Origin of the sequence: Macrococcoides bohemicum (genome assembly GCF_016865215.1) — a bacterium.
Classification (GTDB): Bacteria; Bacillota; Bacilli; order Staphylococcales; family Staphylococcaceae; genus Macrococcoides; species Macrococcoides bohemicum.
Genome location: NZ_CP054482.1, coordinates 1,990,665 through 2,013,755, shown reverse-complemented (window position 1 = coordinate 2,013,755; position 23,091 = coordinate 1,990,665). Strand labels below are relative to the sequence as shown.

Sequence of the window (23,091 nt, the reverse complement as noted above, 5' to 3'; positions counted from 1 at the left end):
TTATTGAATGAGGCTTAATTGTGTGGCGCCAGCAACAGTTCATAGCGTTCAGCTATCTTTTCATAACCTTGTCGCTGATACATATCGCGTGCGGTGTCATTTCCATCTGCAATAAGGAATACCTGCTTGCCATGTGCCAAGTCATACACCGCTTCTTGCAGACGACTCCCGATACCACGTTTACGATACGTTTCAATCACATAGAAGTCATCGATTTCTACCGTCTCGTCTTCTATAATCGCTTCTATCTTACCTGCAGGCATATTGTCTATGTATGCGACAATCTGTAGTATGTTATGCTTTAACAAATCACGTCTATGTGTCTCGTCTTTCAGCTTTACAAAGTCTTCTCCGTACTCGATTTCTCCAGCTGCACAGACCTTTAGGAAGTCATCGAATATTGGTCCGTCCTGTGTAACTACCTCGCAAACGACCTCATCGTTACGTCTTAACTGTTTCGGATGCTTTAGTTCATACAATTCCATCATCTCTAGGTTACAACCATGGGATTTCGCATAAGCGACAATTGATTCCGGAATCACTTCGTTGTCAGGAAAGATGAATAGTAGGTGCTGTTGATGATATTTCTTATGAAAATCACGCTGATACGATAAATCTTCTTTAAATAGTTCTAGTGTCGGCATCTCTTTATATTCGAAGTAGTTTGCGTAATACTTAATTAACTGGCTCGGCGTATGATAGTGAATATAACGGGCGCTTTCTTCTAATATGTCCGCACTATTATGTGTATCTTTAAATGACAGCATGTTATTACCTCGCTTTTTATTATTTATTATACATGATTTTATATACACTATATATTTTACAGTAATTGTATTAAAATGGTATTAATATGATAAAAGAGGTGCTACATGGATAAAAAGGATTTCAAGAGAACATTTCAATATTTTATAAAGAATTTATTTAACTTTAAAGGAGAACTGCCGTTTCATCTGTATAAGAAGCTGATGCTTATTCCGCAAATATGTGCTTTTATTATACTTGCATTATTCATGATCTATTTATTTAAAGATATATTCAGTGGTTATCCTTATCACGATTTGTCGCTGAAAGAAGCAGAACGTCTAGAGGCACTGGATCAGTTCAAACGCTTTAGTGCTATTATCTTTTTCTTCGTATTCTTGTATTTATCATCTTTATCTACAGAGATAAAACGATTCAGATTTCTAAGGAAGTCACCAGCTGTGTATTTAGCGCTTGGATGCATAGGTTTACCTTTAATCTATGCTTATAGTTATTATTCTAACGTTATTATGCATAGTACGAGTACCGTCGGCATATTACTCATCATTTTAATACCGTGGTTTGCAAACAATAAGAATAAACCGACTGACCGTGACAAATTGTATGAAGACTATGATCTTGAGGATATCGAGCATTTTAATCAGTGAAGTTATATTAAAACATATAGAAAGGTGGTCGTAATATGACGAAGAAACTATGGCTAAATTATCTTATCTACGGAATTATTGTAGTGATGTTATTATGGTTATTGATTGATAGTGGCGTGCAGCAGGAACCGTTTATATTTACTTTTCTTATAGTAGTTTTAATTGGACCATTCTTTATCATTTCTCACGAAACGAGACTCAGGCAGTTACTTCATAGAAATCGACTGGCAGGGTTAGAGCAACGTGTAGCACAGAAGAAGTACGAATATACAGTGCTTGCAGTAATATTGATTTTCTCTTTGTTATTGCATATGTATTACAAGATGAATGATATGGATACATCATGGTTGTTCAATTTTACCGTTGCTATTTTCGGTGCAGCGGTAGGTACGAACATGAGGCATATTGTTGATAGACAGGAGATAAAAGAAATAAAAGAGAAATCCATATTGAAGTGAATAGAATGCACCCCGAAAGTTAGATTTTAAGGCAAACGTTCAGGGTGCAGTTTATTTGTATTAAGCCTTTTATTTCTTGGGTAATGACTTAATCTCATCACGCTTACCATTTAAAACATCGTCTAAATATTTACCGTATAACCCTTCATCATCTTTAGAAATTAAATGACCATAACCTTCCAGCACGATACGTTTTGTATCCCATCCCTGACTTCGATAGAAAGCCTCACTTTCCTTACTTTTCTTTAATGTATTAAAGCCTTTTGCGTATTTGTCAGTACCATCATCATGTTCTCCCACAATCCATGTTAATGGGAATGATTCCTGGATGACGTCACTTTTAGGTAATGTATCTGTAATACCTTCAGACTTAGGTGATCCCCCGCCACCAAATAACACGGCACCACCACGTTTCACACCTGCTTTCTTCAAATCATGAAGCAACCAGTATGCCACTTCTTCAGAACCGCCCGAGAATGACCCGATCCATAAGTTGTCGTGATCTGGTAATGTGCGAATAAGCTCGACGAGATATTCATTATTATGCTCCCCGTTTGTCCACCAAGTCTCGTCCTTACTCGACGTCTTCGGTACAATGAGCGTTAATTGATGTGCTGCAGCTACCTGTTTTATGCCGTGTGGTCCTTCCAGATAATACTTTGTATCAGGTTCATAAAATTCTGCTGCCCCGTCACCATGTAGCCAGAGCAACGTTCCTTTTGCGTGTTTTGCAGGGTAGATAAGATAGTTAATCTGCGTACCATCACTCGTAGTGAATTGTTCAGGATTATTTGCTTTGTGGGTTACAACATGCTTCGTTTTATTCGTGATGATAATGAATAGAGTAATCAGAACGATTAAGCTGAAGCATATAATAATAAGTTTATTTCGTGATGTATTTGTCATAGCGCATCCTTTCGAACAGTAATATGTATATAGGATAAGTCTTTTAGGTGTTTAGTTCGCTAGCTTCGTAGTTAATCTAATTATCATACTTTGCATGATAGTCCTGCATTATAATTGCCGGGTCATTTGCGTCCATACCTTTTGCATTTTGCATCGTAATATTGATATCTTTGTATCCAATCTTATTATTCAGATGCATCGCTTATTTGTATATTATTATACCCTCTATCTTTGCAAATAAAATTTAAAAGGACATCTATATCAAATACCTTTCTGTACTATGTTAAAACTTACATATTATATTAAAAGGTAGAGGGAACTCATATGTAATCATTCTTTGAATATTACAAGTCATATAAGGGTTTGTTTATGCTGGATTTTGGTTCAGCAGTATTTGTCGGCGTACTGGAACTCATCTTTCCATATAGCACATGAGAATAAGGTGTGGATTGAATGCGAATCTCTAGGACGTTCTTTGATAGAGGAAGGTTATATTATAAAGCGTTTCTAGTATTATTGTTGAATAATAAATCATAACCTTTGTTGTAACTTAATCTTAGGTGTTATTATATTAGTATGATTGAGAACAATAATATAAAGTTGAGGTGGGGAATATATGAACAATAAACATTATGATGTGATTTATATCGGAAGTGGTCATGCAGCATGGCACGGCGCACTTATCTTGAACCAGATGAAGAAGCGTGTAGCGATAATTGAAAAAGATAAGATTGCTGGTACGTGTACGAATTATGGGTGTAATCCTAAAATCTTATTAGAGGGGCCATTTGAAGCGATTGAGTCTCTCAAGCATTATGGTGATATTGTAGATACGTTCCCTCAAGTGAACTGGTCGAAGTTAATGGATTATAAACGCGAGACGATTAATCCGATGCATGAAGGATTGGAACAAATCTTCAAAGATCAGGGCATTGATATTATCAAAGGTGAAGGGCTGCTGAAAGATGCGCACACGGTGAGCGTTGATGGAACAGAATACCACGGGAAGTTCATCGTGCTTGCAACGGGACAGCGTAGTCATTTACTAGATATTGATGGTAAGGAACTCATGCACAACAGTACCGACTTTATGGAGCTGGATACGTTCCCTGAACGCATCACCTTCCTGGGCGGTGGTTATATCAGCATAGAGTTCGCTTCAATTGCTGCGAAGATGGGCAGTGAAGTGTCGGTGATTGGTCATTCTGATACTGTGCTGAAGCAATATCATCAGCCATATGTACAGAAACTGGTCAAGAAGCTGGAAGATGAAGGTGTGACATTCCACCTGAATATTGATGTCAATAAGCTTGAACAGACAGAGGATGGTTTGAAGTTCACTGACGACAAAGGCTTTGAACTATATACAGATTACGTTGTAGATGCAACAGGGCGTGTACCGAATGTGGAAGGTATCGGATTAGAGCAAGTGGGTGTGGATTACGATAAGCAAGGTATTAAAGTCAACAAGTTCATGCAGACATCTGTGCCAAACATCTATGCCAGTGGAGATGTTGTTAGTAAGAAAACACCGAAATTAACACCGACGGCAACATTCGAATCGAACTATATTGCATTAAATATTTTAGGAAGCGATGCAGACAAGAAGAAATTCCCGCTAAAGGCATTAAAGTTATTACCGATTAAATATCCAGCGATTCCAAATGTCGTGTATTCACTTCCTCGAATTGCACACGTTGGTATGACCATAGAAGAGGCGAGTAAGAAGTCGGGATATAAAGTGAAGACGATTAAATTTGGGGAACAGCTGGAATTTCAGTATAAGCATGAACGTGATGCTGAAATGAAAGTCGTGCTTGATGGACGCAATAGATTGAAAGGTGCTGTAATCTATGGCAGTGCAGCAGATGATTTAATCAATATTCTAACACTGATTATTAATAAGAAAATGAGTGGGCGGGAAGTAAATAAGATGATATTTGCATTTCCAAGTGCATCAAGTGGTGTTATCCAGCTTCTTGGCATGCATATGATGGGCGTGGATATCGATTTATAACATAAAGTGCGAAAGACATTAGTCTTTTGCACTTTTTTAATGTATATTGACTTTTTATGACATTTAGTACTAATATGAATTAATGGTAAAAATAACAAATGCCTATAGGAGATGGATGATGAAAAAGATATTGTTAGGTATATTAATCGCGATACTTGCCTTAGGTGCTGTACTGGATACGAAGGATTATGTGTTAGGTAATAAGTTCGATGAGACAAAACTGTATGGTGATATGAGTGATTTAGGAAGTTATGATGATGCTGTTAATGATATGGAAAACAATTTAACGGAAGCAGGTATGGATGTCGCATCCAGATCTTCTCGCATTTATAAATTGCCGAATAATCATTATTATATTCTGCAGATGTTTGAAAGTTTCTATAGAAAGTCAGACTATTTATATACAGGATTGATTGAAATTAATAACGCCAATGATACTTATTTAACGTACCCTGATAACAAACTAGAATTAATAGAAGTCAATAATAAATTTGAACAGAATTCATGGAAAGTAAATAGTGAGGCAGGGACATTTGATTTTAAAGTTGGGAAGTTTGGCGACGTTTCTGATGATGATAAACAGATGATGGATGACGATGGCAAACATGGTCTAAGTATATCTTTAACACCGAAGGAAGGTGTTATCACAGTTGGTAGAAATGGTGTTTGGTTTGATGATGATAAGCGTAAAATAGGTATGCAAAACGCGATGAAATCATATGCAACTGAAAAAGAAGCGGTGAATGCCGTGAAAAAAGATGATTTCGGAAAACTGATCGGTGTGATGCAATCTAAACAAATGAACTTCTATGTTTATAGAAATCAGATTGATATCTTTAAAGAATATACAATTATCCCGGTAAGCTTGAAAGATAACCAATATACTGCTGGTAAGTATGAACGTTTTACAATTGAAACAGATAGTATTGCGGATATTAAAGCAGAAGAACAAGTGTATAATGTAAATTACACGTTGAGATTCCAGCAATCGAGTGATAAGTTTGAGAAAATAGCAAACCAGTTAAAAGATGGAGATATGCATATCGCGGTGAAGGTAAGAGGTGAAGGTCATGCAAAATAATATGTCGATGAAAGATGCGGTCATTGCATATTGGACGAAAGGTTTTCAATTCTCTGGACGTGCACGACGTAGAGAATACTGGTTAAATTTATTAGCGACAATCATCATTGAATTAGTGATTGGATTGTTAATTATGATTATCGATGTAATTTCAAGCTATAAAGCGAATTTAAGCGAACATTACCGATTTTTCGTAACGACATTATTCCCATATATTAATACGATTCCTGCAATGGCTCAGGCAAGTCGTCGCTTGCAGGATATTAATATTAACGGTAAAGTTGCGATTGTAATCATGACAGTCGACGTTGTGCTTAGTTTCATTTTTACGCACGTTTATCCTATTTTACCGATTGATTTCACCGATAAGGGCGGGTTGGCACCGATGCTGATGTTGACACTTCTTTTATCACTGCCTTGGTTATTCTTATTTATCTGCAACTTCATCCGTGGTAATCATGGTCCAAATAAATACGGAGAAGATCCGAAACAAACTGTATATTAAAGAAAAAATTCGTAGCCTTTTAATGGCTACGAATTTTTTTATCCTGTTAAGATATCTTCTTTTGGATAGCTATAAAGTTGTTTATTTGGTCTAGAGAATGTAAGGACGATTGTCAGTACACCAACTTTACCGATCATCATCATCAGGATGATAAGGAGTTTACCGATGACCGAGAGTTTACCGGTAATCCCCATCGTCAGACCGACTGTACCGAATGCTGAAATAACTTCAAACATGAGTGGTAAGAACGGTAGATTTGGTTCTGCCAGCACGAGACAGAAGACAATCGTAAAACAGAATCCTGAGCTCAATACTGCAATCGCTAAACTTTTAAATAAAAATCTTGGATCAATCGTACGTTTAAATAAACTTAAATGTGCTCTTTGTTTGATAAAGCTTAACGTACCAAATATGATAACGACGGTTGTTGTCAATTTAATACCACCGGCAGTTGATGTTGGTCCACCACCGATAAACATGAGCAGCATCACAATAAGGATGGTTGGTGTTGTTAGAGCACCGATATCAATCGTATTAAATCCCGCTGTTCTCGTCGTGATCGCCTGGAAATAAGCCATTTGGAACTGATCAAACGTTGAATGCCCACCAAGCGTTGCTTTATTGCCATATTCGAGTATAAAGATGATGAGTGTTGCACAAAAGTTAATAATTAATGTACTGAATAACATCACTTTCGTATGCACTCTTAGTTTTTTAAAGTGCTTTGTTTTGTATAGATCAAGAATAACTGTAAACCCGATTCCACCGATGATGATTAAACTTGTAATGATGAAGTTGATGACTGGATTTGTTCTGAATTGTACTAAGTTATCGCTATGCAAGGCAAACCCTGCATTGTTAAACGCACTGACAGCAGTGAAGACGCTATGAAATAATCCTCTTTTAAACCCTAGTTGAGGAATCCATTCCAGACAGAGTAACAATGCACCGATACTTTCAAAGATTAAACTGACTGAGAAAAGTATGAGTACGAGACGTATGATTCCGCCTGTATTCTGTTGGTTTAAGGCTTCGGTTGCGAGTGATCTTCCTTTGAATCCTACCTTCTTACCGAGCATGATAAATACGATCATGGCCAACGTAATAATCCCGAGACCACCAGCCTGTACAAGTATCATAATGATGATATAGCCGATATAATTGAAGTTGGCTGTTATATCAATTGTTGCCAATCCGGTAACAGTAAATGCACTTGTAGCAATAAACAGACAATCTACAAATGATGTAGGTTGTTTCTGAGAGAATGGCATATAAAGTAATAAAGTACCGATCGTAAGAAAGACTAAGAATGCACTGATAATAACTAAATATGGATTTCTTGTACTTACTTTATTTTTTTTCTCCATTTGGCATCCTCTTTTTTAGAATGATTAAGTAAGAATAGCGTACATGATAGTTACAGAAAATACAATTCAAATTTTAATATTTTGAAAAGACATTTATTAATTAATTTTTATTGATATAAATAAATATATTAATGCAATCGAACTATATTGAATTATTCACTAGTAGATGTTACGATATAGTTGTAAAAGAGATAGAAAATATTATCTGATCACAATAAGCAACACGACTTATTTTTTTACATCACTATATCGTATTATCTAATAGTGAGAGGAGGCGGACTATGAACGTTCAGTTAAAAAAAGGTGTACTTGAGCTCGTCGTTTTACAGGAGATATTGGTAAAGGATCAATACGGTTATGACTTATCACAAAGTATTTCACAACATCTTTCCATTGCTGATGGCACGCTATATCCGATGTTGCGTCGTTTAGTATCGGAAGGTTATCTGGATACTTATATGGGTAAGACGTCAGGTGGTCCGGCAAGGAAATATTACACGATTACTAATGAAGGAAAGGTTCATTTACAGCATTTAAAAACAGAATGGTACGGTATGGTTGAAGCGGTAGATGCACTTATTAAGAGAGGGGGAGAATAATATGAATAGACAACAATATTTAAATACGTTAAGTAAAGAATTGAATGGTTTACCTCAAGGTGAATATGAATCTTTAATGTTTGAATATGAATCACATTTTGAAGATGGCGCGATAGATGGTAAAAGTGAGGCAGAAATCATTAATGAACTAGGAGATCCGGTTCAAGTTGGTAAAGAACTGCGAGCGATGTATCATGTATCGAAAGCAAAGACAGATCCGAGCACGTCAAATGTAGCACAGATGATATTCTCGATTGTAGGTTTAAGTTTTTTAAATTTATTTATATTGCTCATTCCGTTCGTTATTTACGTTAGTATTATGGTCTCGTTTGCTTTTGGAGCACTAATGTTAATCATATCACCATTCTTTTTAATACTAGATCTTTTCTTTAATGGTGCGAGCGCAGTCAATGGTTTTGAAATATTTATGACGGTATTTTGTGTAGGATTAGGCTTATTATTTGGCATAATTTTATTTAAAGTGATGCAGTTTGTGAACCGTTTTATCGTTCAATATATTCAATTCAATAAAAATATCATTCAGGGAGGTAAATCGTCATGAAGAAACTTTTAATTGTCGCAATAAGTTTGATGGTTATCGGAATGATAGGGATGGCAGTGTGTAGTATGATGTTTGGCTTTGGAAGTAGTTACGGACAGTATAATCATAACGAAGTACTTACTGATGAATATCAGAAGGTGGCTATAGATGTTAATACATTGATGTTAGATGTGAAACAGTCTGATGATAATAAAACGCATATTGATATCAAGCATGCAAAAAATGAAAATCAAATAAAGTATACAGTAAAAGATGACACGCTATATATTTCTGGTGGCGAATCAAGTGGTATCGATGTTGACTTTAACTTCGGATTCAATCAGGAACAGAACAATATGAAAGTAATACTTCACTTACCACAACAACAATATGATGAATTTATGATTGAATCAAATGTCGGGGAGATCAATATTGATAAGTTAGATGCCAAACTTGCTAAATTTGATATGAATGTCGGAGAAATAAACGTTGAGGAGATGAATGCTGATGATATTCAGTTTAGTGTCGATGTTGGTGAACTAACGTTAAGAAATGTTGATAAAGATGCCAATATTAAAGGTGACGTCAATGTTGGAGATGCTTCAATCTATTATAAAGAAAAACCGGACAACGTGAATGTCACTACTGATAGCAATATGGGTGACGTTGAATTAAATGATGCTATTCCTAAAGGTGGTACTGTTGGTAAAGGAGAACACACCATTGACCTCGAAACAGATATGGGTGATTTAACGGTAGACGTAGAATAATTAATTTTAAAGGGATATTTTTTAACATAATCTTAACTTTAGAATGCTTTGAAACTCCTTTATAATCATCTAAGAGAAATTCAAACATTAAGGATGTTAATAATGAACTATTTTTTAGTTGGCGATATACATGGGTGTTACAATACATTAAAGAAAATACTAAAGCACTGGAATCCAAAAGATGAGCAGCTGATCTTTGTCGGAGATTATATCAATAAAGGAAAACATTCTAAAGAGGTTGTTCGCTGTGTACGCAAGCTTCAGCAGGATTATCCGAATACAATTTGTATTCAGGGCAATCACGAGTATCAAATGGCGCAGTATATTTTTAATGGAACGTCAAAGTCAGACATGAAAGAGAATTATAAGCATACGATAGAAGATTATGAATTATGTGATAAACATATAGATGATGCAAGATGGATGCGGGATTTACCGTTGTTTCACGAGAATGGTGTGCTGTATGTATCTCATGCGGGCGTTAACTTTTTAGGGTTTAGAAAGTTTAATACAGAGAGTATGTGGAGTGTGTTACGTTTCCGCGGTAAGCTTAAAAAGATGAAGAAGCTTCAGGTCATTGGACATACACCAACTGAAATTGGGAAGCCGATATATTTAAAACAATACAATACGTTAAACATTGATGCCGGAGCAGGGAATCATGATGCGCTTGCTGCAGTCGTCATTAATAAGAATGGTAAATTGGTTAGAACGTATATTGAGAAAATATTGAAGAGTGATTATTAAACGGAAAGAGAGCGGATATTTTATCCGCTCTCTTTTAGTATTTATAATGGTTAGCCCATATTTTTAACGTCTTTTGGTGTAATTTTTACGATTTTATCGATATTAATTGAGCAAGTTGATGATTCATCGTTAATCGGTAAAAAGCCTGTCTCATTTAAATCAAGTTTCTTAATGAAGTTATTAAATGCGATCTTTTCATCGGTCGTAAAGAACTCCTGATGGTTTACTGTTTCACCGTTGTCTAATTGAATTTCAATGTTTAAATAATTGCTTTCTGCATCCATTTAAATTAAAAGCTCCTTTTAAAATATTATTTATTCATTAGTCAGTATTCCCTTATTAAAAGTTAATAAACATTTCATTCAAATGATTGTTTGAATATGTATAATGCGTTATACTATATTCAAATAAATATTTGAATGACAGTAAGATATATTGTGAATGGAGTGTTGTAGATGGCTCAAGATACTTGTGATTTATATTTGTTTGATGTTGAGAAGGTAAAGCGTGTGAAATCACAACAGGATTTAGTTGATTTAAATCCAGTGCTTGTTATTTATAAAGCCTTAGCAGATGAGAAACGCTTGAAGATTTGCTTTAGTTTATTGCTCGAAGATGAATTATGTGTATGTGACCTGGCAAATATACTGGATGCGAGTGTCGCTACGACAAGTCACCATCTCAGATATTTAAATCAGGCGAAAGTGCTTGATTTTAGAAAGGAAGGTAAAAATGCATTCTATCGTTTGAAAGATGATCATATTAAGACATTGATCCGTACAGCATTAGCGCATGGGGGTGAATCTGATGAGTAAAGAGAAAGAGGAAACATATCGTCTGGAAGGTTTGAGCTGTACGAACTGTGCAGCAAAATTTGTGAAAAATATTGAAGCGATTCCTGGTGTAGATACAGTGGATTTAAATTTTGGGGCTGCGAAATTGAATGTAACGGGTGACGTCACTGTTGAACAGTTAGAAGCGGCGGGGAAATTTGATCATATTAAAGTACGTCCGGCGAATGTAAAACGTACAAAGAAAGTTCCATTTTATAAGAATAAAGCGCATTTACCATTTGCCATTGCTTTAATTCTGTTTATTGCGGGCTTAATCACAGGTTTTAATGTTGGTGAAGATAGTCTGTATACGAAAGTAATCTTTATCGCAGCGATTGCAATCGGTGGTTATTCATTATTTATGGAAGGTATGAAACAACTGTTCAAATTAAACTTTGATATGAACGTCTTAATGACGATTGCAATTATTGGTGCGATGTTAATTGGCGAAGTACAGGAAGGTGCCATGGTCGTTCTGTTATTTGCAATAAGTGAAGCGCTTGAAGGATACGCGATGGAGAAATCGCGTGACAGCATTCAGAGTCTGATTGATCTCACACCTGACATGGCATTAAAGCGAATTGGTAATGAATATGCAGAAGTTGCTGTAGAAGATTTAAGCATTGATGACGTCGTGCGCATACTGCCAGGTAAGAAAGTACCGATTGATGGTGTTGTAATAAATGGTCAGAGCAATGTTAATCAGGCAAGTATTACAGGCGAAAGTATCCCTGTTACAAAGGGAATGGATGACGAAGTATACTCAGGAACACTGAATGAATCTGGACAGTTAGAAGTGCGAGTTACTAAACGCAGCCATGAAACAAAGCTTGCGAAGATGATTCATCTTGTGGAAGAAGCGCAAAGTGAGAAAGCACCGACACAGAAATTTGTAGATAAGTTTGCGAAATACTATACACCGCTCATTATGCTCATAGCATTGCTTGTAATCGTAATCCCACCATTATTTGGTGGCGACTTCAAACATTATCTTTACCAAGGTTTATCAGTACTCGTTGTAGGTTGTCCATGTGCGCTTGTTGTCTCAACACCGGTTGCGATCGTTACCGCAATTGGTAGTGCTGCACGTCGTGGTATTTTAATAAAAGGTGGTATTCATTTAGAGAACGCAGGTCATATCGATACGATTGCTTTTGATAAGACAGGCACATTAACTAAAGGAGAGCCTGTGGTTGTAGAACGTGTTGATTTCACAGTACTAACGCAAGACGAAAAAAATGTTATCTATACCCTTGAAAAAGATGCCGGACATCCATTAAGTAAAGCAATCGTGAACAGTCTAACGGATTGTGAAACTGTTAAGTTAACAGATTATGAAGTTGTTACCGCTAAAGGGGTACAAGGTAGTTATAAAGATAAAAAATATCGTATCGGACAACCGAAATTCTTTAATGTAAATGAGACTGATGCACAGAAACTTGCTGAAACAAATAGGAGTGGCGCAACAAAAGTATTGTTCGGCACAGAAGAGCGTATAATAGCTGTCTTCTTTATTCAGGATACACTTCGTGATGAATCAAAAGATGTCGTGCGCAGGTTGAATAAAGAAGGAATAGAGACACTGATGCTCACAGGTGATAATAAAGCTGTAGCCGATGCAATCGGAAACTCTTTATCTATCACACACGTGCACTCAGAGTTATTACCTGAAGATAAGTTGAAATTAATTAAAGACTATCAGCGAAAAGGAAGTCACATTGCCATGGTTGGTGATGGTGTGAATGACGCACCGGCACTCGCACAGGCAGACGTAGGATTCTCAATGGGCGGTGCAGCAACTGATACTGCGATTGAGACTGCTGATATTACATTTATGAAGGATGATTTAAGCGATTTACCGAAAGTGATTCGCCTAAGCAAGCGTACATTAAATATCATCAAACAAAATATCGGTTTTGCTTTGGGACTTAAATTAATTGCGATATTACTCGTTATTCCAGGCTGGTTAACGTTATGGATAGCGATATTTGCTGATATGGGTGCGACATTACTCGTTACTTTAAACAGTTTAAGATTACTGAAACATAAATAATGCATCCCTCACCATAAAACTGTAAAAAGGCCGTGCCTACGTTATAATGTAAGTAAAACAGACAGTTGAAGGTGAGGGGTTTTTATGTGGATTGATATTTCTCAGACATTAAAGCAGGGTATAGCAACATGGCCAGGGGATCAGCCTTTTGTGTATCAGATGGATAGTCAGTTAGAAGGTCAAACTGGTGCCAACGTAGGCAGTATTAAAATGAGTTTACATACTGGTACACATTTAGATGCACCTTTTCACTATGACCATGAAGGCGTAACGATCGATGAGATTGATATTAATCGCTTAATCGGTGAAGCGCAGGTGATTGAATTAATCGATGAGGAAATTGTTACTCAGAAATTATTAGAGGACTTTGTGATTGATAAGCCAATTGTATTGTTTAAGTCAGTATACAGCAAAGATCAAAGTGTATTTTTAGGAGACTTCATGACCTTTGAAAGTGCTGCCATTCATTATCTCGGAGACCTTGGTGTTGAAGTGATTGGCACGGATATGCCAAGTATAGATACAGTAGATAATGAAACGCTCGATGCACACAAAGCTTGTTTAGAAAATCAAATATTGATTATAGAAAATTTAGAATTAAATAAAGTGAGGGTAGGGTATTATGATTTTATTGGGTTGCCACTTAAGATAGAAGCTGATGCCAGTCCAATTCGTGCAGTTGTAAAAAAGAAATTATAAGATGAGGTGAGTTACATGCGCATTGGTATTATCGGGGCAGGTATTGGCGGTTTAACTGCTGCAATTGCTCTAAAGTCTGCCGGACATGAGGTGGATATATTAGAAAAGCGCCATGTATTGAAACAGCTCGGTGTTGGTTTAGGTGTTGGCGGTAATGCTATACGTGCTTTGAAACAGTATGGAATAGACGAAGATATTCGTGCAGCGGGAAACCCGTTAATTGAATGTCAGTTTAGAACAGATAACGATGAGCTATTAAATACGCTTATATTATCATTATCAGAAGAAGAAAATATAACGATTCAGCGTGAGCAACTACATGATATTTTATTGCAGCATAATGATGCCGATATCCATTTAATAAAAGATGTTGTAGGTATTAAAGACTTTAATAATCCAGCTTTAATATTACAGGATGGTGCCAAATATCAGTATGATTTAATTATCGCAGCTGATGGCGTACATTCTAACATTAGACGACAGATGTTTAAAGATAGTGAAGCAATCTATCAAGGTTACACGTGTTTTAGAGGAACGAGTAAGGCAGTATCTGTTGATCATAAAGTTGCGCTTGAGTATTGGGGAGATGCAGGTAGGTTTGGTATCGTACCACTGAAAGATAATCAAGTGTATTGGTTCTGCTGTATGAATGCCGAAGAAAGAGATACAGAATTTAGAAATTATAATAAGAAGAAACTGTTGCAATACTTTAAATCATTCCCTGATGCTGTGTTAGAAACGCTTGAAAAGACTGTCGGAGATCCTATTCAACATGATATTTATGATATCAATCCATTGAAGACATTTTATAAAGGCCGCGTCGTATTGTTAGGGGATGCAGCACATGCAACAACACCTAATATGGGACAGGGCGCATCACTCGCTATGGAAGATGCGGTATGTCTGGCGAATCAACTCAAAAAGTATCCGATAGATGAAGCATTAAAAGCATATGATAAATTAAGTGTAAATCACACGAAAAAGGTGATTTTAAAATCACGTCAAATCGGTAAATCAGCACAACTAGAAAATAAAACACTTATTAAAGCAAGAAACAAAGCGTTGAAATTAGTACCTTTATCATTTTTAGAGAAACAAACATTCTTCTTAAGTCATCGTCATATTAATTAATACAAAATAAAAAAGCTCATCATGAGCTTTTTTAATTAAGTCTAGTCACTTTTAAATTTTGAATTTCCTGATCCAGATTGTTATCAAGCACTTCAAAGAAAGTCATTAAGAAACGAATTTTACCACGTAACTCATATTCATTGAAGATAAGTGGCATCACATCGTTAGGATGTACTGGATTTTGTTCGATTGCATAATCAATGTTATCGAAATAATTTTCTACATCATAGAAATTTAATGTGTGACCTTTTTCTTTAAATAGCTCGTAATCACCAATCTGGTCTTTATGTTGATCTAAGCCTTCATGATATGCATAAGCGATTTGGAGTAAATTGTATTTGATACTTTTAAACTTTGATCCGAAATTATAGTTAAATTGTGACGCGCTTAATTTTTGGATTTGGCTGAGTAATTCATCTCTTGAAGATTTTACTTCTGTATAAATTTGATTATTATTGTTATTCATTCGGTTCACCTCACAGTTTGATAGTTACTTATACCCTGAAAGCATATATTTATGACATAAAAAGGAGAAACAATGCAAAATTCATTGATTAAAGAATTAAAAAGTTTATACACGGGTGAAGGCTTTTCAAGTGTAATGTTCTTTCTTATCTGGATGTACTGTTGTTTCAATCATGAATATCAGGAAATGGCACGTAGCCTCCATATTGCTTTTCCGCTCATAACGTTATGTTTTATTCTTGCTATTGGTGCGTACTTCTGGAAACTGATGTATGACGTAGTAAAGAAGCGTGGTAAGATGCATATGACGATTAAACCGCATTTGTTCATATTATTTAAGCGTGTATCTATTATACTCATCATGATTTGTAGTATGATATTTTTCTATGGGGTCATGACAAGTGAACGATATTTATTGTTAAGTGCTTTATTGCTTTGCTTTGCGATCGTTGGATACATCAATTATTTTCATATTCGATTATCCTATTTAACGCCGCGAGAATTTGGGACACTGCTTAAACATAAAAGATTGAGACGTTCGCATTTAAATCGCGTCATGCACGAGGAGGCTATAGATTGAACTTAAAACAGAGTGAAACGAAACATTTAACAGCAGTGCATGCTTTAATTGATATTATTCAGAATAAATTAACCGGAGAGCTCACAAAATCTACGACTGAACTCATCGAAGAACGCCGCTTTGCTTTTGAAGAGCTCGGTACAGAAATTTCTGATGATGCGCAGATTGAATATTCGCAAGTACTACCTTCTTTAAAATTACAAGAAGAAATTCAGGTTAACCGAAATAAGGTCACACAGCAGATTAATAAGATAAAAATCGTCCTTATTTTGGTGCTGTCACTTTAAATGATGACGAGCATGAAACAGAAAAGTTTTATATCGGATTAAATAGCCTGAAGGATCCTTCAACAGGAGATCTCATAATCTATGACTGGAGAACACCGATTGCCAGTACATATTATGAGAACCAACTTGGTGAAATAAGCTATAATGTGCCGTCTGTCGGTACACAAGTCGTAGATGTGTTGTCACGTATACAGATTGTTATTGAACAAGGGCGTCTGTTAGATGTTTTCGATTCAGAAATATATATTGGTGATGATGCACTGCAGCATCTGCTCGTTGATAGTGCGAAAGATAAGATGAAATCTATCGTTACAACGATTCAGCAGGATCAGAATGCAATTATACGCATGACTTCAAATCATGATATTTTAGTGTTAGGACCACCAGGATCAGGTAAAACGTCGATTGCAATGCAGCGTGTTGCCTACCTTCTATATTTACATAGAAATAAAATGACATCAGAACATATGCTGTTTATTACACCGAATGAGATGTTCGGCGATTATATATCTGATGTATTACCGGAGTTAGGAGAAGCACCGATTAATGCGACGAGCTTTTTCAGGTTAAAAGATAAAATGAATCGTCGTCACTTTCATGTCGAATCGTTATTTCAAAATATTGAGCGCATGCGTCATGCAGATGATCACGCACGAGCGTTATTTAAAATTAAAAATAGTAAGTTACTGTTACAAAAGATGGATCAAAAGATTGCATCGATTGCAGTGAAAAATATTAAATTTAATATATTAACAATTGGAGGCACACCTTTTGTAACGAAAGAGCATCTATCTTATTTATTTTATGATAAATTTGGTGAATCTCCGATTGATGCACGACTTAAAAAAATTCAGGTAGAATTAGAGCCGATTTACGAGGAACATTTACAGCAAGCGATAAAAGACAGAACGAAAGCATTAAAGAAAGTAACGCGATATATCGGTACAGATGAAGAACTTGAGAAGCGTGCTAAACGTGAAAAGACAAAGCAATATAAAGTGCTGAAACAATATATTAAAGATATTCAGTTTATCAATATTGAACGTATTTATCTCAATATATTAAAGTCGATAGATCAGAAAGCATACGAAGCAACACTCAATCAATTTAGAAACAAACAAATGTATTATGAAGATATAGCGCCATTGCTATATTTATCAGTTAAGATAAAGGGATTGCACAGAGAAAGTATGATGCAGCACATCATTATTGATGAGGTGCAGGATTATTCAGTCGTCCAATTAGCTGCAATTAGTGCGGTCTATCCCAATGCACGAAAGACGATGCTCGGCGATAGTAATCAAATTGTACATCCTGCAGTGACATTTGAATTACCAGATGACATCAATGTCATTCATTTAACAAAATCTTATCGCTCTACAGTTCAAATTACTGAATTTACGAAAGGTTTGATAGGTAACAATGATACAGAGTCTTTAGGTGTTCAAGGCGAAGATGTATTAGAACTAGATTACGAAGCGTTTGTTAATACTGTAGAAGCATTGCAATCTGAAAGTGTCGCCATTATCGCACGTGACGTTCGACATGCTAATAAGATAGCCCAGACTTTAAAGGGATGTACTTTATTAACGCACGATCAATATACATTCACTAAAGGAAAAGTTATCATGCCGAATTATATGGCCAAAGGGTTTGAATTCTCGCATGTATTTATTGTCGGGTTTAATCAGTATGATCGGGAGCAAGATCAGTTACTTTTATATACAATCGCCAGTAGAGCGACACGTCATCTTTATTTGGTAGGTGATATCAATGATTAGTATTATAGAACCGATATTTAGGCAAATCGAATTTCAGGTAGAAAGTATAAAAATGCTTGCAAACAAAGTAGATATATTTATGTTAGAACAGGAAATCTATCCGGGTGGCAGAACTTGCTTTGAATTGCTAACACATATTGCATTGATACCTGAAGCTGATGTAATGCTTATCAAAGGTGCAGAGAAGTCTGAAATGGATGATTATTATCACTACTGGCAAAAAGAAGTGACATCAATAGAGGTTTTTGAAGCGAGACTTGAACTCAGCATGAATATGCTTCATGATTTTTATAATCAGCTTGAAGAAGATGAAATGCTTAATATGAAAATGACATATTGGCAGACACGTCAAACATATTTAGACTGGTTACTCGTTATTTTGACGCATTTAACACATCATAGAGCACAGCTGTATAGTGCGGTTAGACAATTTGGTGATGATGAAGGATTAAGTAATTTATTTGAATAAAAAACAGCTGACTATTTTGTCAGCTGTTCCATAATTGATTCGTATACTTCATTCCAGAATTCAGGTGTATTTTTATATTTTTCATGAATTTGATGGTGGACTTCTTTTTGTTTAGATTCAAAAAGTTTATCATCTTTAGCAGGTAAATCTTTACGTAAAACCATAACAAAATTTTGAACTTTCTCAGCGCGAGGACCCCAGTTTGTATATTCTTTACCCGATTCATCCAGGAAGACAAATTTTGGAATAGAACGTCCTCCATTTGTTAAATACTGATCCATCAATGATGGATTTGAATCACGTAAACTAATGCTTAACGGCATATCTGTCGCTTCCGCAATTTTCATCAGCACAGGTAAGTTCATCATCGCGTCACCACACCAATCTTCAGTGATGACGATGGCCTTTAAGTGTTTGTCTTTTACAGTTTGTAAACGTGGATCATCTGCAGGTAATTCAAAAGTTTCATAGATTTTATGCATTTCTGCTTTATTTACTTCCATTTGGTTAATATATTGCTCTAAAGATAAGCCTTGATTAAAATATTCGATTAAAGTCGTCATAAGTGCCTCCTGTAAGCTTTAATAATATAAATGTATTATAACAATATCAGAATAATCAAACAAAAGATATTATTTTCACTAAATAAATGAACATAAATTCATAAATATTACGGTATATACGGATGTTTAGCATGATGTGAAGTGATACACTTATCTTAGCTAATAATTTTTCATACATGTAAGTCTTCTCTATGGGTAGTTTAACTACCCATCTTTTTTTTATTTTCAACATTTGTAATTTTATGGTATATTAGTAGAGATAAAAATAGGAAAGTGTGAGAAGTATGAAAAAATACGTATCAATTATTATCGTGCTCATACTAAGTGTCAGCATCGCATTATGGTTATATAACTATTGTACTACGCCTGACAATGATTTAAGTGAAGAACGCTTAGGTGATGTTAAAATTGGTGAAAAGTATGAAGAAAAAGATAAAGATTTTGTGAAAGATGCACGTATTCAGTTAGAAGGTAGAACATTTTATCGATCTGTTAAACGCAGAGGGTTGATCATTAGAAAAGATAATAAAAACAATCATATCACAGCAGTATCTTTATTTAAGAACCCCGCAGTTAAAACGAGTCGTGATGTTACAATCGATAGTTCGAAACAAGAGGTTATCGATGCATACGGAAATACTTATAAAAAGTCGTTATTACCCAAACAGCAGACACAATTTCATTATAAGGATAAAGAGCATCATATCGGTATGAAATTTGTCTTTAGAGATAATAAAGTAAAAAGAATAGAAATATTTGCAGAGTAAGAGGTGACATCGTCGCCTCATCTTTTTTGTTTTCATTTACTTCGGTTTCCGATATAATGATATCAATAAGAGATTGAGGAGGAAATTATATGAATTATAAAGAAATTGTAAAAAAATATGCTGAAACAGTTGTAAGCGTAGGTTTAAATGTACAACCAGACCAAACGGTTGTAGTAACAGCTGATATTGATGCAATTGATTTTGTACGTGAAGTGACAAAAGCAGCGTATGAAAAAGGTGCAAGAGAAGTAATTCAGAAACTAACTGACGGTCCATCATCTCAAATGAAATTTGAATATGCGCCAATTGAAGTGTTTGAACATATTCCGCAATATAGAATTGATGAAACGAATGATTTTGTACAGAATAAAGTAGCACATTTACGTGTCTATTCACAAACGCCTGAGTTATTGAAAGATGCAGACCCAAAAAAGATTGCTGCACAGGCAAAAGCATTAGGTGAAGCGAATAAAGATTTCTCAAGAGCAGTTGGTCGTTATGACTTCTCTTGGTGTATTGTAGGATTTCCGAATGATAAATGGGGTGAACTTGTATTCCCTGAACTCAAAGGAGAAGATGCAAAGTTAAAGTTACTTGAAGCGATGATAAAAGCAGTGCGTGTCGATCAGGATGATCCTGTAGCTGCATGGAAACTACATAATGAAACCTTAAATAAAAAAGCACAGCAGTTGAATGAAAAAGCATATGATAAATTACATTATAAATCATCTACAACAGACGTTGAAATTGGTTTGACGAAAGGACATGTATGGTTAGGAGCGAGTGCTATAAACTCTGACGGCGTAGAGATTCAGGTTAATATGCCGACAGAAGAAGTATTTACTTCACCAGACTATCGTCGAGTTAATGGTGTTATCGGTAATACACGCCCGCTTGCTTATCAAGGCGCAATTATAGATGACTTTAAATTAACGTTTAAAGACGGTGTGGTTACTGACTTTGAAGCAGGAGTCGGTTATGACGTTCTGAAGAATATGCTGAACAATGATGAAGGTGCACGTCGTCTAGGTGAAATTGCATTAGTACCAGACGATTCTCCGATTTCTAATTCTGGCATCCTTTATTACAATACGTTATATGATGAGAATGCATCTTGTCACGTTGCATTAGGTCGTTCGTTCCCTAATGCGATTAAAGATGGTAAATCTTTATCCAAAGAAGAATTGATGGATAAAGGGTTAAATCAATCAATGATTCATGTTGACTTTATGATGGGTGGCAGTGATCTATCAATTGATGGTATTAAAGAAGATGGCACAGTTGAACCAGTATTTAGAGATGGTAACTGGGTGATTTAATTTTTAGTGGGTGAGTGGTCGATTTAAGTTATAATTCGCCCACTCAAGCACATTTTAACTTCAAAATAATAAATGAGTGGGCGAAAAACATTGTTTTCCGCCCACTCATTTTTTATTCTACGGCATTTTCAGTAATAATAAATGTTTTATTATCTGCATCAATTACCGCATTTCGTCCATACGGTACAATACATTTTGGTTCATTATGTCCAAATGATGCATTAAACAACACCGGTTTATCCTCATGTCCCCATTCTTTCATGATCTTCTGAACGACTTCTTTATATTCATCATATAAATCACCGTTTTGAGGACGCCCAAATATAATGCCGTTAATACGGTCTAAAGTACCTAATGCACCTAAACTACGCATAAAATCTTCCATCAACCATTGTGGCATCAATACTTCAGAGGTTTCTAAAAATAATATTGCACCATCAAAATCTGTTTCATCTGGATAGACATCAGTGCCACGTAAAGAGATCATTAACTCCAGACAACCGCCGATTAACGGTCCGCTTGCCTGTCCTTTTCCATTTACTATGTCATATCCAGTATTATCAATTTTTTCACGGTCTATTAATTCATTTTCTTTATCCCAGCTTAATCCGTGTTTGTATACAAAGTCTGATGTCGGAATGTCACCGATGATTTCATTCTGAGTAAGCGTCTTATTAAAATGATTTCGTGAATACTCTGGAAAAGCATTATTCTCTGCAAAATCCGTAAGTAGTGACAAACCATAAAAACTTGAAAATCCAGCTTTTAAACAAACAAAATGTGTAAACGTTGAATCGGAATAACCCATAAAGATTTTAGGATGTTGACTAATGATCTCAAAATCCAGATAAGGTAGCAAACGTACGCTATCATCACCACCAAGCGTAGAGATAATCGCCTTAACTTCCGGATCAATAAATGCTGCCATTAACTCTTCAGCACGTGCTTTTGGATGATCATAGTTAAATGCGAGACCTTTTAACGCGTTAGGCATAACTTTTACTTTGTAGCCCATCTCTTCAATACGTTTAATGCCAAGCGTTGTACGATGTTTCATCGTTGGCTCGCCTGCTAAACCTGAAGATGATGAAACAAGCGCAATCGTGTCTCCTTTATTAAGGCGTTTTGGTTTCTTAAGTTGAAGCATAATATCACCACTTTCCATAAATTATCTCAATTATATCAGAAAATTTAGAAAATAAAACTGAATATAAAAAATGAGTAGTCGGAAAAGATTAATTTCCTGCTACTCATTTTATTAATTTATATTTCACTGTCTATTTTAATAGATTGTTTTGGTGCTTCAGTACCATGTAGTTTTGGTAATACGATATCTAGTGTACCATCTTTTTTATAGGTTGCTTTAATCGCTTCCACCTGAACATCTGGTAAGTATAAAGAACGATGCATTGAACCAAATGAGCGTTCACGTTTAATATAGTTATGTTCATTGTTCTCTACAACAGTTTCTTCAAGGCGCTTCGCTGTAATACTTAATGCATCATTTTGATAGTCTAGTTGGATATCTTCCTGTTTAATTCCTGGTAAATCTACATGAACAGTATAATCATTATTTGTTTCTTTAATATCTAACTTAAAACTGTGATTATAAGCGTTATCTGCAAATTGACTAACCGATTTCGTTAACATGTCGTTTGCAACATCAAATACATTTTGCCCGCGAGAAAAGATACTATATTTATTATCCATGTTCATCACTCCTATTGATTTGATATATTTA

28 protein-coding genes are annotated in these 23,091 nt (G+C 35.6%); 19 read left to right on the top strand and 9 right to left on the bottom strand.

Going from position 1 to position 23,091, the window contains the following annotated elements:
- Window positions 1-14: 14 nt before the first annotated feature.
- Window positions 15-767: a GNAT family N-acetyltransferase gene (locus HT586_RS10575; RefSeq protein WP_203545768.1), complete on the bottom strand. Its 753-nt coding sequence runs from the start codon at window positions 765-767 to the stop codon at window positions 15-17.
- 105 nt (window positions 768-872) lie between these two features.
- On the opposite strand from HT586_RS10575, the gene HT586_RS10570 reads away from it, so the two are divergent.
- Window positions 873-1,412, top strand: a complete 540-nt coding sequence (locus HT586_RS10570; RefSeq protein WP_203545767.1) for a hypothetical protein — start codon at window positions 873-875, stop codon at window positions 1,410-1,412.
- 35 nt (window positions 1,413-1,447) lie between these two features.
- Complete coding sequence (locus tag HT586_RS10565; protein WP_203545766.1) at window positions 1,448-1,870, top strand: hypothetical protein; 423 nt, start codon at window positions 1,448-1,450, stop codon at window positions 1,868-1,870.
- Between the two features lie 69 nt (window positions 1,871-1,939).
- Here HT586_RS10565 and HT586_RS10560 read toward each other — a convergent pair whose 3' ends face one another.
- Both HT586_RS10560 and HT586_RS12545 read right to left on the bottom strand, forming a co-directional pair.
- Window positions 1,940-2,776: a hypothetical protein gene (locus tag HT586_RS10560; protein WP_203545765.1), complete on the bottom strand. Its 837-nt coding sequence runs from the start codon at window positions 2,774-2,776 to the stop codon at window positions 1,940-1,942.
- Window positions 2,777-2,852: 76 nt separating this feature from the next.
- Window positions 2,853-2,975, bottom strand: coding sequence for a hypothetical protein (locus tag HT586_RS12545; RefSeq protein ID WP_257790032.1), 123 nt, complete (start codon window positions 2,973-2,975; stop codon window positions 2,853-2,855).
- Between the two features lie 417 nt (window positions 2,976-3,392).
- Between HT586_RS12545 and HT586_RS10555 the strand changes: the two genes are divergently transcribed.
- From HT586_RS10555 to HT586_RS10545, 3 genes are all read left to right on the top strand, one after another.
- A complete protein-coding gene (locus tag HT586_RS10555) occupies window positions 3,393-4,793 on the top strand; it encodes a dihydrolipoyl dehydrogenase family protein (RefSeq protein ID WP_203545764.1) in 1,401 nt (466 codons plus the stop codon).
- 118 nt (window positions 4,794-4,911) lie between these two features.
- Window positions 4,912-5,874, top strand: a complete 963-nt coding sequence (locus HT586_RS10550; RefSeq protein ID WP_203545763.1) for a hypothetical protein — start codon at window positions 4,912-4,914, stop codon at window positions 5,872-5,874.
- Entirely contained in the window at window positions 5,864-6,379 is a 516-nt protein-coding gene (locus HT586_RS10545) for a DUF805 domain-containing protein (protein WP_203545762.1), read from the top strand. Before HT586_RS10550 ends, HT586_RS10545 begins: the two co-directional genes overlap by 11 nt.
- Before the next feature lie 38 nt (window positions 6,380-6,417).
- Here the strand turns inward: HT586_RS10545 and HT586_RS10540 are convergent, their stop codons facing one another.
- Window positions 6,418-7,746: a TrkH family potassium uptake protein gene (locus HT586_RS10540; RefSeq protein ID WP_096075844.1), complete on the bottom strand. Its 1,329-nt coding sequence runs from the start codon at window positions 7,744-7,746 to the stop codon at window positions 6,418-6,420.
- A gap of 281 nt (window positions 7,747-8,027) precedes the next feature.
- On the opposite strand from HT586_RS10540, the gene HT586_RS10535 reads away from it, so the two are divergent.
- The 4 genes from HT586_RS10535 to HT586_RS10520 all read left to right on the top strand — a co-directional run bounded on the left by HT586_RS10535 (window position 8,028) and on the right by HT586_RS10520 (window position 10,403).
- Complete coding sequence (locus HT586_RS10535) at window positions 8,028-8,345, top strand: PadR family transcriptional regulator (protein WP_133354818.1); 318 nt, start codon at window positions 8,028-8,030, stop codon at window positions 8,343-8,345.
- 1 nt (window position 8,346) lies between these two features.
- Window positions 8,347-8,907 (top strand): DUF1700 domain-containing protein, encoded by a 561-nt coding sequence (locus HT586_RS10530; RefSeq protein ID WP_157742147.1) that lies wholly within the window; start codon window positions 8,347-8,349, stop codon window positions 8,905-8,907.
- Window positions 8,904-9,656, top strand: coding sequence for a DUF4097 family beta strand repeat-containing protein (locus HT586_RS10525; protein WP_096075847.1), 753 nt, complete (start codon window positions 8,904-8,906; stop codon window positions 9,654-9,656). Before HT586_RS10530 ends, HT586_RS10525 begins: the two co-directional genes overlap by 4 nt.
- Window positions 9,657-9,758: 102 nt before the next feature.
- Window positions 9,759-10,403: a metallophosphoesterase gene (locus HT586_RS10520; protein WP_203545761.1), complete on the top strand. Its 645-nt coding sequence runs from the start codon at window positions 9,759-9,761 to the stop codon at window positions 10,401-10,403.
- A gap of 50 nt (window positions 10,404-10,453) precedes the next feature.
- On the opposite strand, the gene HT586_RS10515 is transcribed toward HT586_RS10520, so the two are convergent.
- Entirely contained in the window at window positions 10,454-10,687 is a 234-nt protein-coding gene (locus tag HT586_RS10515; protein WP_111715722.1) for a hypothetical protein, read from the bottom strand.
- Window positions 10,688-10,858: 171 nt separating this feature from the next.
- On the opposite strand from HT586_RS10515, the gene HT586_RS10510 reads away from it, so the two are divergent.
- The 4 genes from HT586_RS10510 (at window position 10,859) to HT586_RS10495 (ending at window position 15,119) form a co-directional block, all read left to right on the top strand.
- Window positions 10,859-11,218, top strand: coding sequence for an ArsR/SmtB family transcription factor (locus HT586_RS10510; RefSeq protein WP_096075850.1), 360 nt, complete (start codon window positions 10,859-10,861; stop codon window positions 11,216-11,218).
- Window positions 11,211-13,289, top strand: coding sequence for a heavy metal translocating P-type ATPase (locus tag HT586_RS10505; protein WP_203545760.1), 2,079 nt, complete (start codon window positions 11,211-11,213; stop codon window positions 13,287-13,289). The genes HT586_RS10510 and HT586_RS10505 overlap by 8 nt, the downstream gene beginning before the upstream one ends.
- Window positions 13,290-13,373: 84 nt before the next feature.
- Complete coding sequence (locus HT586_RS10500; RefSeq protein WP_096075852.1) at window positions 13,374-13,988, top strand: cyclase family protein; 615 nt, start codon at window positions 13,374-13,376, stop codon at window positions 13,986-13,988.
- 15 nt (window positions 13,989-14,003) lie between these two features.
- Entirely contained in the window at window positions 14,004-15,119 is a 1,116-nt protein-coding gene (locus HT586_RS10495) for an FAD-dependent monooxygenase (protein ID WP_096075853.1), read from the top strand.
- Window positions 15,120-15,150: 31 nt separating this feature from the next.
- Here the strand turns inward: HT586_RS10495 and HT586_RS10490 are convergent, their stop codons facing one another.
- Complete coding sequence (locus HT586_RS10490) at window positions 15,151-15,585, bottom strand: DinB family protein (RefSeq protein WP_096075854.1); 435 nt, start codon at window positions 15,583-15,585, stop codon at window positions 15,151-15,153.
- Window positions 15,586-15,657: 72 nt separating this feature from the next.
- Here HT586_RS10490 and HT586_RS10485 point away from each other — a divergent pair, with 72 nt between their 5' ends.
- The 4 genes from HT586_RS10485 to HT586_RS10470 all read left to right on the top strand — a co-directional run bounded on the left by HT586_RS10485 (window position 15,658) and on the right by HT586_RS10470 (window position 18,701).
- A complete protein-coding gene (locus HT586_RS10485; RefSeq protein ID WP_133354828.1) occupies window positions 15,658-16,164 on the top strand; it encodes a hypothetical protein in 507 nt (168 codons plus the stop codon).
- The gene (locus HT586_RS10480) at window positions 16,161-16,451 is read left to right on the top strand and encodes a hypothetical protein (protein ID WP_203545759.1); all 291 of its coding nucleotides are present in this window, start codon (window positions 16,161-16,163) and stop codon (window positions 16,449-16,451) included. Before HT586_RS10485 ends, HT586_RS10480 begins: the two co-directional genes overlap by 4 nt.
- 146 nt (window positions 16,452-16,597) lie before the next feature.
- Window positions 16,598-18,232, top strand: coding sequence for a HelD family protein (locus tag HT586_RS10475; protein ID WP_203545758.1), 1,635 nt, complete (start codon window positions 16,598-16,600; stop codon window positions 18,230-18,232).
- Entirely contained in the window at window positions 18,225-18,701 is a 477-nt protein-coding gene (locus HT586_RS10470; RefSeq protein WP_096075857.1) for a DinB family protein, read from the top strand. Before HT586_RS10475 ends, HT586_RS10470 begins: the two co-directional genes overlap by 8 nt.
- Window positions 18,702-18,712: 11 nt before the next feature.
- Here HT586_RS10470 and HT586_RS10465 read toward each other — a convergent pair whose 3' ends face one another.
- On the bottom strand, window positions 18,713-19,264 hold the full coding sequence (locus HT586_RS10465; protein ID WP_096075858.1) for a thioredoxin family protein: 552 nt from the start codon (window positions 19,262-19,264) through the stop codon (window positions 18,713-18,715).
- Window positions 19,265-19,548: 284 nt separating this feature from the next.
- Between HT586_RS10465 and HT586_RS10460 the strand changes: the two genes are divergently transcribed.
- Window positions 19,549-20,031, top strand: coding sequence for a hypothetical protein (locus HT586_RS10460; protein WP_096075859.1), 483 nt, complete (start codon window positions 19,549-19,551; stop codon window positions 20,029-20,031).
- An 89-nt stretch (window positions 20,032-20,120) separates the two neighbouring features.
- A complete protein-coding gene (locus HT586_RS10455) occupies window positions 20,121-21,350 on the top strand; it encodes an aminopeptidase (RefSeq protein ID WP_203545757.1) in 1,230 nt (409 codons plus the stop codon).
- A gap of 112 nt (window positions 21,351-21,462) precedes the next feature.
- Here HT586_RS10455 and HT586_RS10450 read toward each other — a convergent pair whose 3' ends face one another.
- Together HT586_RS10450 and HT586_RS10445 are read right to left on the bottom strand one after the other, a co-directional pair.
- On the bottom strand, window positions 21,463-22,515 hold the full coding sequence (locus HT586_RS10450; RefSeq protein WP_238999233.1) for a S66 family peptidase: 1,053 nt from the start codon (window positions 22,513-22,515) through the stop codon (window positions 21,463-21,465).
- Between the two features lie 98 nt (window positions 22,516-22,613).
- Entirely contained in the window at window positions 22,614-23,060 is a 447-nt protein-coding gene (locus HT586_RS10445; protein ID WP_157742149.1) for an Hsp20/alpha crystallin family protein, read from the bottom strand.
- Window positions 23,061-23,091 lie beyond the last annotated feature (31 nt).

Excerpts from the sequence above, each read along its gene's own strand:
- HT586_RS10575 (WP_203545768.1), bottom strand. The coding sequence starts at position 767 with ATGCTGTCATTTAAAGATACACATAATAGTGCGGACATATTAGAAGAA.
- HT586_RS10570 (WP_203545767.1), top strand. The coding sequence starts at position 873 with ATGGATAAAAAGGATTTCAAGAGAACATTTCAATATTTTATAAAGAAT.
- HT586_RS10565 (WP_203545766.1), top strand. The coding sequence starts at position 1,448 with ATGACGAAGAAACTATGGCTAAATTATCTTATCTACGGAATTATTGTA.
- HT586_RS10560 (WP_203545765.1), bottom strand. The coding sequence starts at position 2,776 with ATGACAAATACATCACGAAATAAACTTATTATTATATGCTTCAGCTTA.
- HT586_RS12545 (WP_257790032.1), bottom strand. The coding sequence starts at position 2,975 with ATGCATCTGAATAATAAGATTGGATACAAAGATATCAATATTACGATG.
- HT586_RS10555 (WP_203545764.1), top strand. The coding sequence starts at position 3,393 with ATGAACAATAAACATTATGATGTGATTTATATCGGAAGTGGTCATGCA.
- HT586_RS10550 (WP_203545763.1), top strand. The coding sequence starts at position 4,912 with ATGAAAAAGATATTGTTAGGTATATTAATCGCGATACTTGCCTTAGGT.
- HT586_RS10545 (WP_203545762.1), top strand. The coding sequence starts at position 5,864 with ATGCAAAATAATATGTCGATGAAAGATGCGGTCATTGCATATTGGACG.
- HT586_RS10540 (WP_096075844.1), bottom strand. The coding sequence starts at position 7,746 with ATGGAGAAAAAAAATAAAGTAAGTACAAGAAATCCATATTTAGTTATT.
- HT586_RS10535 (WP_133354818.1), top strand. The coding sequence starts at position 8,028 with ATGAACGTTCAGTTAAAAAAAGGTGTACTTGAGCTCGTCGTTTTACAG.
- HT586_RS10530 (WP_157742147.1), top strand. The coding sequence starts at position 8,347 with ATGAATAGACAACAATATTTAAATACGTTAAGTAAAGAATTGAATGGT.
- HT586_RS10525 (WP_096075847.1), top strand. The coding sequence starts at position 8,904 with ATGAAGAAACTTTTAATTGTCGCAATAAGTTTGATGGTTATCGGAATG.
- HT586_RS10520 (WP_203545761.1), top strand. The coding sequence starts at position 9,759 with ATGAACTATTTTTTAGTTGGCGATATACATGGGTGTTACAATACATTA.
- HT586_RS10515 (WP_111715722.1), bottom strand. The coding sequence starts at position 10,687 with ATGGATGCAGAAAGCAATTATTTAAACATTGAAATTCAATTAGACAAC.
- HT586_RS10510 (WP_096075850.1), top strand. The coding sequence starts at position 10,859 with ATGGCTCAAGATACTTGTGATTTATATTTGTTTGATGTTGAGAAGGTA.
- HT586_RS10505 (WP_203545760.1), top strand. The coding sequence starts at position 11,211 with ATGAGTAAAGAGAAAGAGGAAACATATCGTCTGGAAGGTTTGAGCTGT.
- HT586_RS10500 (WP_096075852.1), top strand. The coding sequence starts at position 13,374 with ATGTGGATTGATATTTCTCAGACATTAAAGCAGGGTATAGCAACATGG.
- HT586_RS10495 (WP_096075853.1), top strand. The coding sequence starts at position 14,004 with ATGCGCATTGGTATTATCGGGGCAGGTATTGGCGGTTTAACTGCTGCA.
- HT586_RS10490 (WP_096075854.1), bottom strand. The coding sequence starts at position 15,585 with ATGAATAACAATAATAATCAAATTTATACAGAAGTAAAATCTTCAAGA.
- HT586_RS10485 (WP_133354828.1), top strand. The coding sequence starts at position 15,658 with ATGCAAAATTCATTGATTAAAGAATTAAAAAGTTTATACACGGGTGAA.
- HT586_RS10470 (WP_096075857.1), top strand. The coding sequence starts at position 18,225 with ATGATTAGTATTATAGAACCGATATTTAGGCAAATCGAATTTCAGGTA.
- HT586_RS10465 (WP_096075858.1), bottom strand. The coding sequence starts at position 19,264 with ATGACGACTTTAATCGAATATTTTAATCAAGGCTTATCTTTAGAGCAA.
- HT586_RS10460 (WP_096075859.1), top strand. The coding sequence starts at position 19,549 with ATGAAAAAATACGTATCAATTATTATCGTGCTCATACTAAGTGTCAGC.
- HT586_RS10455 (WP_203545757.1), top strand. The coding sequence starts at position 20,121 with ATGAATTATAAAGAAATTGTAAAAAAATATGCTGAAACAGTTGTAAGC.
- HT586_RS10450 (WP_238999233.1), bottom strand. The coding sequence starts at position 22,515 with ATGGAAAGTGGTGATATTATGCTTCAACTTAAGAAACCAAAACGCCTT.
- HT586_RS10445 (WP_157742149.1), bottom strand. The coding sequence starts at position 23,060 with ATGGATAATAAATATAGTATCTTTTCTCGCGGGCAAAATGTATTTGAT.